Below are 15,475 nucleotides of genomic sequence, written 5' to 3' on the forward strand. Positions count from 1 at the left end.
TGCGCTCGATAAGCACGCTGGCGCAAGACAACTATTTGTGTGTGCGATAGTGGCTATCCGGACTATCGATTATGACGATGGTGGCGTGAGCAGTAAGCTTCATTCAACACAGGGCGAGCACCACTTGGTGGCCATCACGTGGTGAGCATCACGTGGTGACCATCACGTCGCCGACATCTTTCGTGAAGTGACCGTTGCGGGCTATCCCGCACGTTGAGGAGAGCATCATGAGCAAGGTTCTGGTAGTAGTGACATCCCACGATACGCTGGGTGACACGGGCAAGAAGACAGGCTTCTGGCTGGAAGAGCTGGCGGCTCCCTACTACGTCATGAAGGACGCCGGCATCGAGGTGACGCTGGCCTCTCCCAAGGGCGGTCAGCCGCCGCTGGATCCGGCAAGCCAAGGCGAGGATTTCCAGACGGATGCCACGCGTCGCTTCGACAAGGACGCCGCTGCTCAGCAGGATCTTGCCACCACCGCCGTGCTGGCAGACATGAAGGTCGAAGACTTCGACGCCATCTTCTACCCGGGTGGCCACGGCCCGCTGTGGGATCTGACCAACGACGCGGATTCCATTCGTCTGATCGAGCAGTTCCATGCGGCTGGCAAGCCGGTCAGCTCCGTCTGCCACGCCCCGGCAGTGCTGTTGAACGCCCGCAAGCCTGACGGCACTCCCTTCGTGGACGGCGTGCGTGTCACCGGCTTCACCAATGGCGAAGAAGAAGGCGTCGGCCTCACCAATGTCGTGCCGTTCCTGGTCGAAGATGCCCTGCAGCAGAAAGGCGGCATCTATGAGAAGAAGGCCGATTTCACCTCCTTCGCGATTCAGGATGGCCTGATCATCACCGGCCAGAATCCGATGTCCTCCGAAGGTGTTGCTGAGCTGCTGATCGACAGCCTCAAGAAGTAGATCGGGCGAGTTCAGGCAGTATGAAAAACCCCGCGACCGGGTCACCGGTCGCGGGGTTTTCGTCTTTCAGGTGGCGGGTCTCAGCTGCGCCCGTCTGGTTCAGTTGTTCTGAGTCAGTTGCCTGGTTCAGTAGAATGAGTCAGTCGCCTGTTTCAGTAGAATGAGCCAGTAGAACGAGCCAGTCGCCATCAGCCATTCGAGGCTTTCGCTGCTCGCGCAAGCTGGGTCACGTAGGCATCGAGCACTTCCGGCATCGAGAGCGGTGTCGGGTTGGCCGCCGTGCCCATCGGGTCATTCTCCAGCAGGATGACCCTGTCGTTGCTGAAGGTGGGCAGGTCATTGTCCGCAAGGTGCTGGTTGAGGCGCTCAATCAGCGCCTGGCCACCATAGGTCAGGATGATATCGACGTCGGCCAGTTCCGCCAGTTGTTGCGGGGGCACTCGCCCGCCAATCTTGCCGTCGCTGGCACTTGCCGTCACGAAGGACGGGGAGGTCAGCCCCAGCTCGGCAAGGAAGCGCCCCCGGGCATCGTTGTCGTTGTAGAAGGCGATCCGGGTCGGGTCTTCAGGGTCGATATAGCGCAGGGTGATGGCCGACTTGCCCTTGATCTCCGGGTGGGTGGCGATGTTCTCGGCGACCTGCGCCTCGAGACGCTCGATCAGTGCTTCCCCTTCGGCGGCCATGCCCATGCCGGCACTGTCGAGGCGAATCATGTCGCGCCAGCTGGAAGACCAGCGCGGGCCGGGGCGCGCCACGACCGGCGCGATCTTGCTGAGCTTGGCGTAATCGTCTTCGCTCAATCCTGAATAGGCGGCGAGGATGACGTCCGGCTGGCTGGCGGCCACGGCATCGAAATCGAGGGTCTTGCCCTGATCGAACAGATTGGCCGAGTCGGCCCCCAGTGCTTCCAGGCGCGCCTTGACCCACGGCATCATGCCGTCGCCGTCATCATCCCCGAAGTCCTGACGGGGGAAGCCCACCGGCACCACACCCAGTGCCAACGGCACTTCATGATTGGCCCAGGCGACGGTGGCGATACGTTGCGGCTTGTTCTCGATGATGGTGGTACCGAAGGCATGTTCGATCGTGAGCGGATACTGCGCCGTTGCCTCGGCGGAGGCGGCAGATGATCTGGCAGATGACGTGTGTGCAGTCGCTGATTCGTCTGCCTGTACGGCAGGTGTGAAGCAGGCGGCCATGGCGGTGGTCAGGCCGATGGCGCAGGAAAGTCGCGTGAGTCGCAAGGGAGACTCCTTGTGTGATCGGCTGGCGGCAGACGCTGCTGGCCAGAGACGAGGTGACAGCCCCTGGCGGGGAGGGGCTGTCGGTGGGTAGGCAAGCGTTACGTGTGGAGACGAGGGTCCTGTCGGCAGGGCGGGCCCGTGGTCAGAAGTCGTAGGTCATGCTCAGCAGCGCACTGCGCGGTGCGCCGTACAGGTACTGGCTGTAGAAGCCCTGCTGCGTGTAGTACTCCTCATCGAAGAGGTTGGACACGTTGAGCTGGGTGCTGAAGTTGTCATTGAAGCGATAGCGCGCCATGGCGTTGGCGAGGAAGACATCGCCCTGGCCGACCTTCTCGGTACCGGTGGGCGTGTCGGTATCCGTGTAGGTATCACCCTGCCAGGAGCCACCAGCGCCCAGCGTCAGACGCGACCAGTCGCCGGGCAGCTGCCAGGTGGCGTAGACCTTGGCCTGCTGGCGCGGATAGCTGGTATTGAGCTGGGTGCCATCGGAGTCCTCGGCGTCCACCAGTGCGTAGCTGGCGGAGAGATTGATGCCCGGTGCGACTTCACCGGCCACTTCCAGTTCAAAGCCTTCGACCACGGCGCCGTCGGACTCGGTGTAGGCCTGATCGGTGGTGCCGGCGACATAGACACCGGGGATCTCGACGGCCAGATTGTCCTGCTCGCTGCGGAAGACGGCGAAGGACACGTCAGCGCGGTCCTCGAACAACGCCGCCTTCAGGCCCGCCTCATAGCTGGTGCCCTCGAGCGGGTCGAGCAGGGCGCCATCGGGGGCACGTTCGCTCTGGGTATTGAAGATCTGCGTGTAGCTGGTATAGGCGGTGAGGTTGTCGGTAATGTCGACGATCAGGCCGGCATAGGGCGTGAACTCGTCGTTGTATTCATAGCTGCGCTCGCCACGGTAGTCCTGGTCGATCTCCCAGTCGGTCAGGCGGGCGCCGATGATCAGGTGCACGGGGTCGGCCAGCGAGAAGCGCGTCACGGCGTAGAAACCGCTCTGCTCGGTTTCGGTGTCGTCGGTCAGCCCCCATTCGCCCCATTCCGGCTCGGCCAGCGCCGGGTCATCGCGATCGGTGAAGCTGCCCAGCGCCGGCACGGCGCTCGCCGGGGTGCGGCTCCAGATCTCGTACTCTTCCTTGAGCCGCATGTAGCCAAAGCCCAGCTGGTGCTCACGACCGAGCAGCTCGAAGGGGCCCTCAGCGCTCAAGTTCAGGTTCTTCTGGGTGCGATCACCGCGATAGTCGACCAGATAGGAGGTCGTCGGATACTCGCGATTGCTGTCGTAGTAGAGGATGCCATTGTCACGATCCACATAGCCGCCACGGTAGTTGTAGGTCAGCCCGTAGTTGGCATCGCCATGACTGTAGGCGGCGGTCGCCTTCCAGCCGTTGGCGAAGTAGTGGGTCAGGTCGGCGAAGCCGCGCGTGTTCTCGGTGAAGAAGTGCGCCCATTCGGTATTGTTGGCGACCGACTGGTCGAAGTCGGTGCGCGTGCCGTCGGTGTAGTAGAGCGGCACGCCCAGATAGGCGCCATCCTGGTCATAGCGCTGATACTCGACCCCGACATTCAGCTCGGTGTCAGGCGTCAATTCGGCGGCGATCACCCCGTAGAGGGTCTCGCGGTCATTCTCGACATCATCCATGAAGCTGTCGGAGCGGTCCTTGGCGGCCACGAAGCGCACGCCGACCTTGCCGGCATCATCCAGCGGCGTGCTGACATCCACCACGCCACGCCGACGGTCCCAGCTACCCATGGCACCGGTCACGCTGGCGGCGGCTTCATCCAGCGGCTTCTTGCGCACGAAGTTGACGGTGGCGGACGGGTCGCCGACGCCTGTCATCAGGCCGGTGGCCCCGCGGACCACCTCGACGCGATCATAGATGGCGGTGTCCCACTCGGCGTCGCCGAACGGCCAGAAGCTGCTGGTGTTGCTCTGTTGGCCATCGAACTGGAAATTGCGGATGGTATAGCCGCGTGACTGGAAGCTGGCGCGGGTGCCGTCCAGGCGATTGGAGGACACGCCCGGCAGGCGGTTGATCGCCTCCGTGGTGCTGGTCAGCGCCTCATCATCCATCTGCTGGCGGGTCAGAAAGCTGACAGACTGCGGTGTCTCGCGTGGCGACAGGGTCAAGCCATTGGCGCTGGTGCTGGAGTCGACCGTATACGCCTGAGTCTCTTCCGTGGTGCCGCCTTGCGCCTCGCCGACGATGGTCATCGCCTCAAGCGTGCGAGTCTCATCCGCGATAGCGGTGGCACTGAGCAGTGACGAGGTCGCGAGCGCAATGGAGAGGGCGAGTGGCGAGCGAGTGAAACCTGGACGGCGGAGTGAGTGAGCCAAGACTGCGTTCCCTAGTTGTTTATAATAATCATTATTATTTACCCGCTGGCGGCACTTTTGTTTTGCGAAATGCCAGACACGCTTTGCGGGATGCCAAGAATGAAAATTTCGGGGAACTTCATGAGCCCGGCATGGTGCTATCGGGCGATGGGTCTGGTCATGCGGCAGGCCAGAGACAGCTGCCGGGCCACGTGTTCGACACATTCAGGCCACGCACGCAAGCGTCATACTGAAACGCCCCGCGACCGTTCATCCGGTCGCGGGGCGTTTCGTTTCAGGGCTGTTGCTTTTGGGCTGTGGCTCCTGGTTCTGCGATGCAGGGCGGATCAGGGGTTACGGCGCGCTTACTCGCGCTCCACCCACGCCTTCCAGCCGCCGTACTCGCTGATGTCCGTCATCGGCACGCCGCTGTCAGCGGACACCGAGCAGATGAAGCCCGCGACCCAGCGGCTATCTTCGAGTTCGATCTGGCCCAGTCCCAGCGGGAAGGGGATGCCGGCGAGGAAGCTGCCGACACTGTCGATGGGCAGAGACCAGACCTCCAGCGCGATGCTGGTGCCGTCTTGCGGGGCACGCAGCATGGCCGGTTTGGCGGGTGTCGCGTCATCCAGTTGATAGAGGCGGTAGCTGGGTGCGCTGTGAGTGCGCGCGACCAGACGGGCCTCGCGCTGGGTGAGCTGATGATTGAGCGGCATGCCACTGAGGTGTGCGCCGCAGACGGCGATCTCGAGTCGGCCATTGGCCGCCGCGGGCAGCTGGCTTTCCGCGAGGCGCGCCTGAGGACGGGCGACGGCGCTGGCACCCAGCGGCAGCGCGAATTCGTGCTCGAGCAGACGCGCGATGCTGAGCAGCTGCAGGTCTTCGAAGGCGGGCGCGAACAGCGTCACGCCCCCCGGCAGGCCCTGGCGATTGAAGCCCACCGGCACGGCCAGCGCGCTGAGATCCAGCAGGTTCATGAAGTTGGTCCAGGTGCCCAGCTCCGAATTGACCGCGATCGGCGCCTCGGCCAATTCCGCCTTGGTGGGCAGGCGCGGCGTGGTCGGCGCCAGCATCACGTCCACCTGCGCCAGCAGCGCCTCGGCCTGACGGCGGTATTCGGCCAGTTGATAGCGCGCATCGAAGGCATCGACGGCCAGCGGCGTGGCACCGCCGAGGGTGATCTCGCGAGTCACCGGGTGCAGCGCCTCGGGGTTGCGCTCGATCAGCTCGCGCACCGCGTGATAACGCTCCGCCACCCAGGGGCCTTCATACAGCAGGCGCGCGGCGGCCAGCAGCGGGCTGCAATCCAGCTCGACCAGCTCGGCCCCCAGCGCTTTGCACTGGCGCATCGCGGCTTCCATGTAGCCGCTGTAATCGCTGTCGGTATGCCACTGAGCCCGCGGCGGCACGCCGATGCGCAGGCCAGCCAGGTCGGGCAGCACGCCATAGGCCTGGCCGTGAACGCTGAAGTCATGCTCGCGCGCCCAGCGGTTGTCGGCATCGAACTGTGCGGTGACTGACAGCACCTTCGCGGCATCATCGCAGCCCAGCGCGAAGATGGAGATGGTATCCAGCGTCGCGCAGGCCGGTACCACACCACCTGCACTGAGCAGGCCAAGCGTCGGCTTCACGCCGACCAGATTGTTGAAGCAGGCCGGAACCCGGCCGGAACCTGCCGTGTCCGTGCCCAGCGCGAAGCTGACCTGGCCCTGGGCGGTGACGACGGCGGAGCCACTGCTGGAGCCACCCGGCACATAGGCGGGGTCGAAGGCATTGGCCGGGGTGCCGTAGACCGGCAAGGCGCGTTCCCCGACCAGCCCGGTGGCGAACTGGTCCAGATTGGTCTTGCCCATCGGAATCGCGCCTGCCGCGATCAGCTGCTTGACCACGAAGGCATCATCGCTCGGCGTGTAGGCAAATTCCGGGCAACCGGCGGTGGTGGTCACGCCGGCGAGATCGATATTGTCCTTGATCGCGAAGGGAATGCCGTAGAGCGGCAGCGACTCGGGTGCCACGTCGTCCAGACGTGCCAGATAGGGTTCCAGCTGCTGTGCTGACAGGCGGGTGATCCAGGCGGCGTCGGTCTCGGCCTGCGCGGCCAGCAGCTCATCCACCAGTTGGCGCGGCGTCATCTCACCGGCCTGATAGGCCTTGCTCAGCGCCGTGATGCTCAGGTTGAGCGGGGTATGGGTCATCATCACAGCGTCTCCTCGGAGGACAGGGTCGATCGGGTGTTGTCTGGTGCGCTGGCATCAGCGGAATCCGTGGCTTCCACGGCGGTCGACAGCACGATCAGTGGTTGGCCGGGGGCGACGCCGCTGCCTTCCTTGATCGGCAGGCGCACGACACGGCCAGCGGTGTGGGTGCGAATCTCGACTTCCATCTTCATCGACTCGACCAGCGCCACCACCTGGCCGGCCTCGACGTCATCGCCCTCGGCGACTTCCAGCTTCCACAGGCTGCCGGTGACCGGTGTCTCGATGCCCAGCTCGTCATCACTCAGGCTGTCGGCTTCCTGCACCTCATTGATCTGATCCTCGAAGGTGAACTGGCCGCGCGCATGCCAGTCGTCGATTTCCTGCTGGAAGGCGGCCTGGCGGCGTTCGCGGAAGGCATCGGTCTCGGCCTGGTGCTCGGTGATCTGCGCCTGATAATCGGCGAGACGGAAGCGGGTCTTCTCGATCTTGAGGTCGTAACGCCCCTGTGGATGATCACGACGGATCTGCTCGAGCGCTTCATGGCTGACCGGATGGAAGCGCAGCTGATCGAACACGCGCAGCAGCCACGGGGTGGTGAAGTGTTCGGTGCGGCGATAGCGATTCCACATCTGCAGCGTGCGGCCGACGAACTGATAACCGCCCGGGCCTTCCATGCCATACACGCACAGATAGGCGCCGCCGATGCCCACCGAGTTCTCGGCGGTCCAGGTACGTGCCGGGTTGTACTTGGTGGTCACCAGCCGCTGGCGCGGGTCCAGCGGCGTGGCCACCGGTGCGCCGAGATAGACATCGCCGAGGCCCATCACCAGATAGCGGGCGTTGAGTACCGTCTCGCGCACTGCCGCCTCATCGGCGAGGCCATTGATGCGGCGAATGAATTCCAGATTGCTCGGGCACCAGGGGGCGTCCGGGCGCACCGAGCGCTGGTACTTGTCGATGGCCTGCTGACACGCCGGGTCATCCCAGGACAGCGGCAGGTGCACGGTGCGGGCCTCGATCTCGATGTCCTCGACATCCTTGAGCGCGACTTCGGCCTGTTCGAGATGCGCCATCAGTGTCTCGAGCGTCAGGCTGCGCGGGTCGTAATGCAGTTGCAGCGAGCGGATGCCGGGGGTCATCTCCATCAGACCGGGCAGCGGGTGCTCCTTGAGCCACAGCATCCAGGCATGGGCGCGGAAGCGCAGCGCGATATCCAGCTCCATCTGGCCGAATTCGATCAGCAGGAAGTCATCGCCGGCGCGGCGATAGACGATCTGCTCGCCGCCTTGCTCGGCGCTCAGGCATTTGAGCACCGGCGAGTCATCGGGGCGCGGACGTTTTGCGGCGATGGCGCTCAGCGTGGCGCCGCTGGTCTCCGCCTGGCGCTGTTCCAGAGTGTCGAGCTGGCCACTGGCGAGGGCGGCGATCACGGCGTCCTGCTGCACCTCGATGGCGCGAGCTTCCTCCAGAGTCAGCGCGACGAAACGGATGCGATCGCCGGCGGCCAGCTGGCCCAGCTTCCAGCGTTCGGCACGCACCACGGTGGCCGGACATACGAAGCCGCCCAGTGACGGGCCGTCCGGGCCGAGGATGACCGGCATGTCGCCGGTAAAGTCGATGGTGCCGAAGGCGTAGGCGTTGTCGTGGATGTTGGAGGGGTGCAGTCCGGCCTCGCCACCATCGGCGCGCGCCCACTGCGGACGCGGGCCGATCAGGCGTACGCCGGTGCGGCTGGAGTTGTAATGCACTTCCCAGCGGTGGCCGAAGAAGGTGCTGATATCGTCTTCGGTGAAGAAGTCCGGCGCCCCGTGCGGGCCGTAGAGCACGCCGATCTGCCATTCGCGGCCCGTTGTCTTGCCTTGATCATTCTTGCCTTGCGCCTCATTCACTGCACCAGCGCCCTGCGGGATCAGCGCCTCGGGCAGCCGGGTCAGGGCGGGCAGGTGGCACTCGGCGAGATCGGCCAGCGGCAGGGTGTCGCCACTGCGCAGCGCACGTCCGGCATGGCCGCCGAACTGGCCCAGGGTGAAGGTCGCGCGCGAGCCCAGATACTGCGGGCAGTCGATGCCACCGGCGATCAGCAGATAGCTGCGCGCGCCGGCGGCGACCTTGCCCAGACTCAGGGTGCTGCAAGCGGCGATCTCATGCACCTGCCACAGGGCAAGCTCGTGAGTCGCGGTGTCATCAGCGCCGTCTTGCGGTGCTGAAACGGACAGCATGGCGGGCAGCGGCGCACCGGCCAGTACCACGCGCGTGGCGCGGTGGAAGTGTAGCGTCGGGCCATTGAGGGTGATTTCGAGGCCTGCGGCATCGGCGGCGTTGCCCAGCAACGCATTGCCGAGACGGAAGGCGTAGTCATCGAAGGGGCCGGAGGGCGGCACGCCCACATCCCAGTGGCCCAGGCGACCCGGCATGTCCTGCACGGTGGTCAGAGTGCCGGGGACGAGTACCTCGAAGGTCGGCGCGGCCCACTCGAGGCCTTCCAGCCAGCGGGTGTAGATCTCGACATTGATGAAGCGCGGGTCTTCCAGCAGGTGCGACAGCCACTGGCGGTTGGTCTCGATGCCGTAGAGGCGAGAGGCTGCCAATGCCCTGGAGAGATCGCCGCGCGCCTGCTCGCGGGTCGGTGCGTGCACCATCACCTTGGCCAGCATCGGGTCGAACCAGGCGGGGACCTCGAAGCCGGCCTCGATGGAGTGATCCACCCGCAGCTGGCTGTCGTCGGCGAGGGCGGCGGTCACGGCGTCATTGGCGAACTCCACCTCGGTGAGCAGACCGCTGGAAGGGCGGAAATCGTGCTGCGGATTCTCGGCATAGACACGTGCCTGCATGGCGTGGCCGCGGGGAGTCAGCGGCGCGACCAGCTCGCGCAGATTGCCCAGCTCACCGGCGCCCAACTTGAGCATCCAGGCGACGATGTCCACGCCCCACACCAGCTCCGTGACACCGTGCTCGACCTGCAGGCGTGTATTGACCTCCAGGAAATAGAAGGCCTGACGCTCGGCGTCATAGATGAATTCGACGGTACCGGCGCTGCGGTAATTGACGGCCTCGCCCAGGCGGATGGCGGTGGCGATCATGTCTTCGCGAACGCGCTCGGGCAGGCCCGGTGCCGGGCATTCCTCGATGACCTTCTGATGGCGGCGCTGACTGGAGCAGTCGCGCTCGCCCAGCGCGATCACCGTGCCTTCGCCGTCACCGAACAGCTGCACTTCCAGGTGACGGGCGCGGGCGATGTACGCCTCGAGGAAGACGCCACCATCACCGAAGTTGCGCTCGCCTAGGCCCTTGACCGAATCGAAGGCGCGGCTGAGGGAGGCTTCGTCGTCACAGACCTGCATGCCGATGCCGCCGCCGCCGGCGGTGGACTTGAGCATCACCGGATAGCCGATACGGGCGGCCTCGCTCAGTGCGCTCGCGACATCGTCCAGCAGGCCGGTGCCGGGCACCAGCGGCACGCCGGCGTTCTCGGCGATGGTGCGCGCTTCGTGCTTGAGGCCGAATGCGTGGATCTGCTCGACGGTCGGGCCGAGGAAGACCAGGCCGGCGGCGTCACAGGCCTGGATGAAGCGGGTGTTCTCGGACAGGAAACCATAGCCCGGGTGCACGCCCTGGGCGCCGCTCTCGCGGGCGATGGCGATCAGCTTGTCGATGTCGAGATAGGTCTCGGCGGCGGCACCTTCGCCGAGGCTGTAGGCTTCATCGGCCTCGCGTACGAAGGGGGATTCACGGTCGGCTTCTGCGTAGACGGCGACGCTCTGGACACCGAGGGCACGCAGCGTGCGCTGGATTCGGGTGGCGATGGCGCCACGGTTGGCAATCAGGACCTTGTGGAACATGACGGAGTCATCCTTCCGGCGGCGGGTCGTCCCGCCTTCAAACTGTGAGCTGCCGGTCGTCCGGTAGCCGGGCAGAGCCTTGGGGGCTGACGAGTGATGCAGGAGAGATGACATCGTCAGGCGGGGCTCGGCCGTTTCTTGTCGTATGCGTGTTCGAAAGCTTCGCTGTCAGCTCGGCGGATCAGCTCGGCCGATCAGCTCGGCCGATCAGCCCAAGGGCGAGTCGCTGATGCGGATGGCGACCGGTGTCGGGTCGTAGCCATTGCAGGGGTTGTTGAGCTGCGGGCAGTTGGAGAGCAGCACGTAGACATCACGCTCGGCGACCATCTCGACGTACTTGCCCGGGCCGGACAGGCCATCCTCGAAGCTCAGGCCGCCATCGGCGGTGACCGGCACGTTCATGAAGAAGTTGATGTTGTGGCCGATGTCGCGCTTGGTCAGGTCGTACTTCGGGTAGCGGGCGATGGCCAGCATCCAGTTGTCGCGACAGGAGTGCATGTGGCGCTTCTCCAGGTCGTAACGCACGGTGTTGGACTCGCTGGAGCAGGCACCGCCCAAGGTGTCATGCCGACCGCAGGTATCGCCGGTGATGGTCAGCAGCGCCCGGCCACGGGTGGAATAGAGCACCGTGCCGGTGGTCAGGTAGACCTTGCCCTGCTCGCGCACGGTGTCCATCGCGCTGTAACGCTCGGCGGTGTCGTCGGCTGAGAAGAACAGGGTGTCGGCGGCCTGATTGCCATGCAGGTCGGTGATACGCAGGTGCTGGCCGGCGCGGACCAGGCCGATGAAGTGATCGCCGGCCTCGACGGTGCGCTCAAGCTCGCGCGGCTGCTGTGCGGGGTCGGCGTAGCTCAGCGGGGCGCCGTCCGTCGCGGCCGGGGTGTGGGCATGGGGGTGTTCAAGTGTCGAGGTGCACATTGGGATGTCCTTTGTCCTTGTCATCTGGGGCGTCGTTTCCAGTTGCCACGAGCCAGTCGGCGTGGCCTCCGTCTGCTGTCGGGGGACGCCTCAGCCCGCCAGGTGATAGAGCTGGTTGTTGGCGTAGGCGCGGGCATTCTCGGGGCGCGACAGATAGCAGGCGTCGTGCTCATCCATCGGCGTCGCGGTGCCGAAGGTCATGTCCACGCCGCGCAGCGGATAGTCCTCGGCGGGGTCCAGCGGATGCGGACAGGTGTGCAGCATGACGAGGGTGTCCATCTCGAAGCGCAGGGTGACGCTGTTGCCGGCGGCACAGTGGTCCGCGACGTAGTGCAGATTGGCGTCTTCATCGGCGCGCACGCGGGAGAACAGGTTGAGGTTGGCGCACAGGTCGCGCTCGCCCAGACCGTACTTGGCCATCTCGATCAGCAGGCTGTCGTGGCCGCTGGGCGTGAAGTCATTGAAGGCTTGCTGATAGGCCTTCTTGTGCCAGCCCTTGGCGGCGAAGTGGTGCTCCATCAGGTTGCCGCTGGCGCTGTCATGCCAGCCGAGATCGTCCTGGATGATGGAGGCGAAGATACGGCCCATGTCGGAATACAGGCAGTGGCCTTCGGTGAGGCGGAAGGTGTGCTGACCCTTGAGGGTATCCGGCAGATTGAGGCGCTCAAGCGTATCCAGCGGGTTGTACATCACCAGGCCGACATTGGCGTTGGCCTCGCTCGCGGTCAGCTTGAGCGCGCTGCCACGCGGCATGCGCATCGACCAGTGATGGCCGCCGGGCAGATGGGTCTTGTACTTTGCAGTAAAGCTCGCGGTAAAGCTGGTGCGGGCGGCGGTTGCGGCATCAAGCGGTATGTTCATTGAATTGGCCTCCGGTGAGAGTGGCTTGGGAAACGGAGTGGGCTGGTGTCGTCAGCGTTTCGTGCTCGCGCTCGAGCGTCGTCTGGTCAGAGCCTGGTGGGCGAGCACCCGGCTGGCGTGACGTCGTGTTGGCCTTGCTGCGCTCGGTGGGCAGGTCATAGGTGATGGTCGAGCCATAGGCCTGCGGGGCCTGCGCATCGACACGCACCTTGTCGAACACCCAGACGCGCGAGCCCAGCTCGAAGGCTTCCTTGAGGTCATGGGTGATCATGAAGATGGTCAGCTGCTGTTCTTCCCACAGGCGCAGGATCAGCTGGTGCATGTCCTTGCGGATGCCCGGGTCCAGCGCGCCGAAGGGCTCATCCAGCAGCAGGATGCGCGGCTTCATCATCAGCGCCTGGGCGATGGCGAGGCGCTGCTGCATGCCGCCGGACAGCTCATGCGGGTACTTGTCCAGTGCGTGGGACAGGCCGACTTCCGCCAGACGCGCTTCGGCGGCGACCCGGGCTTCACGGCGCTTGGCCCCGAACAGCTTGCCGGTCAGCGGGGCACGTGCCAGCTCCTCGGCCATGATCACGTTGCCCAGCACGGTGAGGTGCGGGAAGACGGAATACTTCTGGAAGACGATGCCGCGGTCCGGGCCCGGCTCGCCGGGGATGGGCTTGCCATCGAGCAGCAGCTCACCGCGCGAGACGCCCTCGGTGCCCAGCAGCAGCTTGAGGAAGGTGGTCTTGCCGCAACCGGAGGCGCCGACCAGGGTGATGAATTCTCCGGCCTCGACGGTCAGGTTCATGCGTTCCAGCACGACCTGCTGACCGTAGTGCTTCTCGAGGCCCTTGGCGTGGATCAGGCTCATGATTGGCTCTCCTCAGCGTGGTACCAGGGGAAGGCGCGGGTCGAGACGAGCACCAGCAGACGGTCGAGCAGGAAGGCCAGCAGCGTGATCCAGGCCACGTAGGGCAGGATGACGTCCATCGCCAGATAGCGACGCACCAGGAAGATGCGGTAGCCGAGGCCGTCCTGGGCGGCGATGGCTTCCGCGGCGATCAGGAACAACCAGGCGCTGCCGAGTGCCAGGCGCGTGGCGCTCAGAAGGCGCGGGGTCAGCTGGGGCAGCAGTACGCGGGTCAGCACCTGCCAGGAGCTGGCGCCCAGCGTCTGGGCCTTGATCAGCTGCTCATCGGGCAGGCGCAGGGCCTGATTCTGCAGGTCGCGAATCAGGAAGGGCGTGATGCCGATGACGATCAGCGCGATCTTGGCCAGCTCGCCGGTACCGAAGGCGATGAACAGGATCGGCAGAATCGCCATCGGCGGAATCAGGGACAGCACGGTAATCAGTGGTGACAGCTTGGCGCGCAGCAGCGGCAGGCCACCGGTGAGCAGGCCGACGGTCAGGCCGATCAGCGCACTGATCAGCACGCCGGCCAGCAGGCGTTCGAGACTGGCGAAGGTGTCGGTCCACAGCGGCAGATCGCCGGTGCGCACGTTGACCTCGGTGGCCAGTCGCGAGAACGACTCGCCCATGGCGGCGAAGGACGGCAGCAGGCGGTCATTCGGGTTGTCGAGCAGTCGCTGGTTGGACTGCACGATGTAAAGGATGGCCAGCAGCGCGAAGGGCAGGCCACCGAGCAGCCAGCGGCCACCACGGGAGGGTGTCAGATTGATCAGGCGTTTCATGCGCGGGCTCCACGGGTGCGAACGAGGGTGCGGTCGAGGGAGGCGGTCGGTTCACGTTCCGCGAGGCAGGCTGCCCCGCGGAGCGTGTGCGGCATCCACCGCGTGGCGTTACTGGCTGTCGGCCAGTGCGGCGGTGTAGCTCGGGTCGAAGCGCAGCATCACGTTGCCTTCATTGCCGATGACGCCGGCGGGGGTCTCGATACCGATGAAGCCGGCATCCGGGGCGCCTTCGCCCAACAGGCCCTGCGCGAAGCTGAAGTCGGCGATGTGCTGCATGGTGTCCTTGAGACTCGGCGCATTGAAGGCGGCCACGGCCTCGGCGGGGGTGTAGTACATGTGGGTCGCGGCCAGCTGGGACTGATAGCCGGCGAGGTCGGTGCCGGCGGCATCGGCCATCTGGGAGAGGGCGGCTTCGTCACCGGCCTTCATCTTCTCCATCACCTCATACCAGGCACCGACCAGTGCGTGGCCGAAGTCCGGGTTGTCCTTCAGCGTCTGGGTATTGACGACCATCAGGTCGAGAATCTCGCCGGGGATGTCGCTGGAGTTGAAGACTTCGGTGTAGCCGGGCATCTCCTTGAGCGTGGCCAGCTGCGGGTTCCAGGTCACCACCGCCTGGGTGTCGGTGTTGCTGGCCAGCGCCACGATGTCGGCATCGCCGGTATTGGTGGTGGTGAGATCGCGCTCGCTCATGCCGACGCTGTCCAGCGCGCGTGCCAGCAGGTAGTGGGAGACGCTGAACTGCACCAGATTGACCTCGCGGTCCTTCAGGGACTCGATGGAATCGCCATCGCGGACCATCACGCCGTCATTGCCATCGGAGTAGTCGCCCAGAATCAGCGCGGTGGAATCGACGCTGCTGGCGGCGGGGAGGGTGAGGGCGTCCATGTTGGTCATGGCGCAGCCATCGACATTGCCGGAGGTGTACTGATTGATGGACTCGACGTAATCGTTGACCTGCACCACATCGATATTGATGTCGTACTTCCTGGCCCACTTGTCGACGATGCCCTGGGTGTCCGCGTATTCCCACGGCATCCAGCCGGCATACACCGACCAGCACACGCTGAAGGAATCCTGCGCCATGGCCTGCGGGCTCAGCGATGCGCCAAGCAGCAGGGCGCCGGCCAGCGCAGCACGTCTGGAAGCGTTTCGGGAAACGGCGGATGAAGCAGATGAGACAGCAGCGGATGACACCTGGGCGCTGGCATCCGAGGGGGAAGTCGCGGACTGGGAAAGGCGAGTGAGCTGGGTCATTGTCGTTATCTCCGGCGGAAAAAGTGAGAGGCGCCGACCTTTACAGGCTTTGCGTCTCCCGGGCTTTTGTCCCGCCGTGTAACCCCCAGCTTGGAGGTCGAGTGCTCTCGGACCAGTCGTGACGGCTATCAGCCAGTCACCGGAACCCTAGCGCTCCATTGGTGTAGATTTTCGATTGTTGTATGCCTATCGGTGCCTCGGTGAATGTCTAGCAGGAAGTGTGCCGGAGAGAATTTCTTCATATAAAACAATG

At 64.9% G+C, this 15,475-nt stretch carries 10 protein-coding genes and 1 riboswitch; of the genes, 1 reads left to right on the forward strand and 9 read right to left on the reverse strand.

Annotated elements, in window-relative coordinates; genetic code table 11:
* Positions 1–227 precede the first annotated feature (227 nt).
* Positions 228–911 (forward strand): type 1 glutamine amidotransferase domain-containing protein, encoded by a 684-nt coding sequence (locus tag R1T44_RS08720; RefSeq protein WP_054555908.1) that lies wholly within the window; start codon positions 228–230, stop codon positions 909–911.
* A 188-nt stretch (positions 912–1,099) separates the two neighbouring features.
* Here R1T44_RS08720 and R1T44_RS08725 read toward each other — a convergent pair whose 3' ends face one another.
* From R1T44_RS08725 to R1T44_RS08765, 9 genes are all read right to left on the reverse strand, one after another.
* Positions 1,100–2,155: an ABC transporter substrate-binding protein gene (locus tag R1T44_RS08725; protein ID WP_317292895.1), complete on the reverse strand. Its 1,056-nt coding sequence runs from the start codon at positions 2,153–2,155 to the stop codon at positions 1,100–1,102.
* Positions 2,156–2,297: 142 nt separating this feature from the next.
* Complete coding sequence (locus R1T44_RS08730) at positions 2,298–4,493, reverse strand: TonB-dependent siderophore receptor (protein WP_317292896.1); 2,196 nt, start codon at positions 4,491–4,493, stop codon at positions 2,298–2,300.
* A gap of 344 nt (positions 4,494–4,837) precedes the next feature.
* Complete coding sequence (gene atzF, locus R1T44_RS08735; RefSeq protein WP_245162897.1) at positions 4,838–6,670, reverse strand: allophanate hydrolase; 1,833 nt, start codon at positions 6,668–6,670, stop codon at positions 4,838–4,840.
* Positions 6,670–10,509: an urea carboxylase gene (uca, locus tag R1T44_RS08740; protein WP_317292897.1), complete on the reverse strand. Its 3,840-nt coding sequence runs from the start codon at positions 10,507–10,509 to the stop codon at positions 6,670–6,672. Before uca ends, atzF begins: the two co-directional genes overlap by 1 nt.
* 207 nt (positions 10,510–10,716) lie before the next feature.
* Positions 10,717–11,427 (reverse strand): urea amidolyase associated protein UAAP2, encoded by a 711-nt coding sequence (locus R1T44_RS08745; RefSeq protein WP_084589286.1) that lies wholly within the window; start codon positions 11,425–11,427, stop codon positions 10,717–10,719.
* Positions 11,428–11,517: 90 nt separating this feature from the next.
* Positions 11,518–12,288 (reverse strand): urea amidolyase associated protein UAAP1, encoded by a 771-nt coding sequence (locus tag R1T44_RS08750; RefSeq protein WP_213114920.1) that lies wholly within the window; start codon positions 12,286–12,288, stop codon positions 11,518–11,520.
* Positions 12,272–13,144 carry an ABC transporter ATP-binding protein gene (locus R1T44_RS08755; RefSeq protein WP_084589284.1) on the reverse strand — a complete coding sequence of 291 codons (873 nt, stop codon included), beginning with the start codon at positions 13,142–13,144 and terminating at the stop codon, positions 12,272–12,274. Before R1T44_RS08755 ends, R1T44_RS08750 begins: the two co-directional genes overlap by 17 nt.
* On the reverse strand, positions 13,141–13,965 hold the full coding sequence (locus tag R1T44_RS08760; RefSeq protein ID WP_043332237.1) for an ABC transporter permease: 825 nt from the start codon (positions 13,963–13,965) through the stop codon (positions 13,141–13,143). The genes R1T44_RS08755 and R1T44_RS08760 overlap by 4 nt, the downstream gene beginning before the upstream one ends.
* A 108-nt stretch (positions 13,966–14,073) precedes the next feature.
* Complete coding sequence (locus R1T44_RS08765) at positions 14,074–15,222, reverse strand: putative urea ABC transporter substrate-binding protein (protein ID WP_084589283.1); 1,149 nt, start codon at positions 15,220–15,222, stop codon at positions 14,074–14,076.
* A gap of 53 nt (positions 15,223–15,275) precedes the next feature.
* A riboswitch (guanidine-I (ykkC/yxkD leader) is annotated at positions 15,276–15,384 on the reverse strand.
* Positions 15,385–15,475: the final 91 nt, after the last annotated feature.

Source organism: Cobetia amphilecti, assembly GCF_032923285.1.
GTDB lineage: Bacteria > Pseudomonadota > Gammaproteobacteria > Pseudomonadales > Halomonadaceae > Cobetia > Cobetia amphilecti.

What these genes read in the sequence shown, in the direction of transcription:
- R1T44_RS08720 (WP_054555908.1), top strand. Translation starts at nt 228, where the DNA reads ATGAGCAAGGTTCTGGTAGTAGTGACATCCCACGATACGCTGGGTGAC.
- atzF (WP_245162897.1), bottom strand. Translation starts at nt 6,670, where the DNA reads ATGATGACCCATACCCCGCTCAACCTGAGCATCACGGCGCTGAGCAAG.
- uca (WP_317292897.1), bottom strand. Translation starts at nt 10,509, where the DNA reads ATGTTCCACAAGGTCCTGATTGCCAACCGTGGCGCCATCGCCACCCGA.
- R1T44_RS08745 (WP_084589286.1), bottom strand. Translation starts at nt 11,427, where the DNA reads ATGTGCACCTCGACACTTGAACACCCCCATGCCCACACCCCGGCCGCG.
- R1T44_RS08750 (WP_213114920.1), bottom strand. Translation starts at nt 12,288, where the DNA reads ATGAACATACCGCTTGATGCCGCAACCGCCGCCCGCACCAGCTTTACC.
- R1T44_RS08755 (WP_084589284.1), bottom strand. Translation starts at nt 13,144, where the DNA reads ATGAGCCTGATCCACGCCAAGGGCCTCGAGAAGCACTACGGTCAGCAG.
- R1T44_RS08760 (WP_043332237.1), bottom strand. Translation starts at nt 13,965, where the DNA reads ATGAAACGCCTGATCAATCTGACACCCTCCCGTGGTGGCCGCTGGCTG.
- R1T44_RS08765 (WP_084589283.1), bottom strand. Translation starts at nt 15,222, where the DNA reads ATGACCCAGCTCACTCGCCTTTCCCAGTCCGCGACTTCCCCCTCGGAT.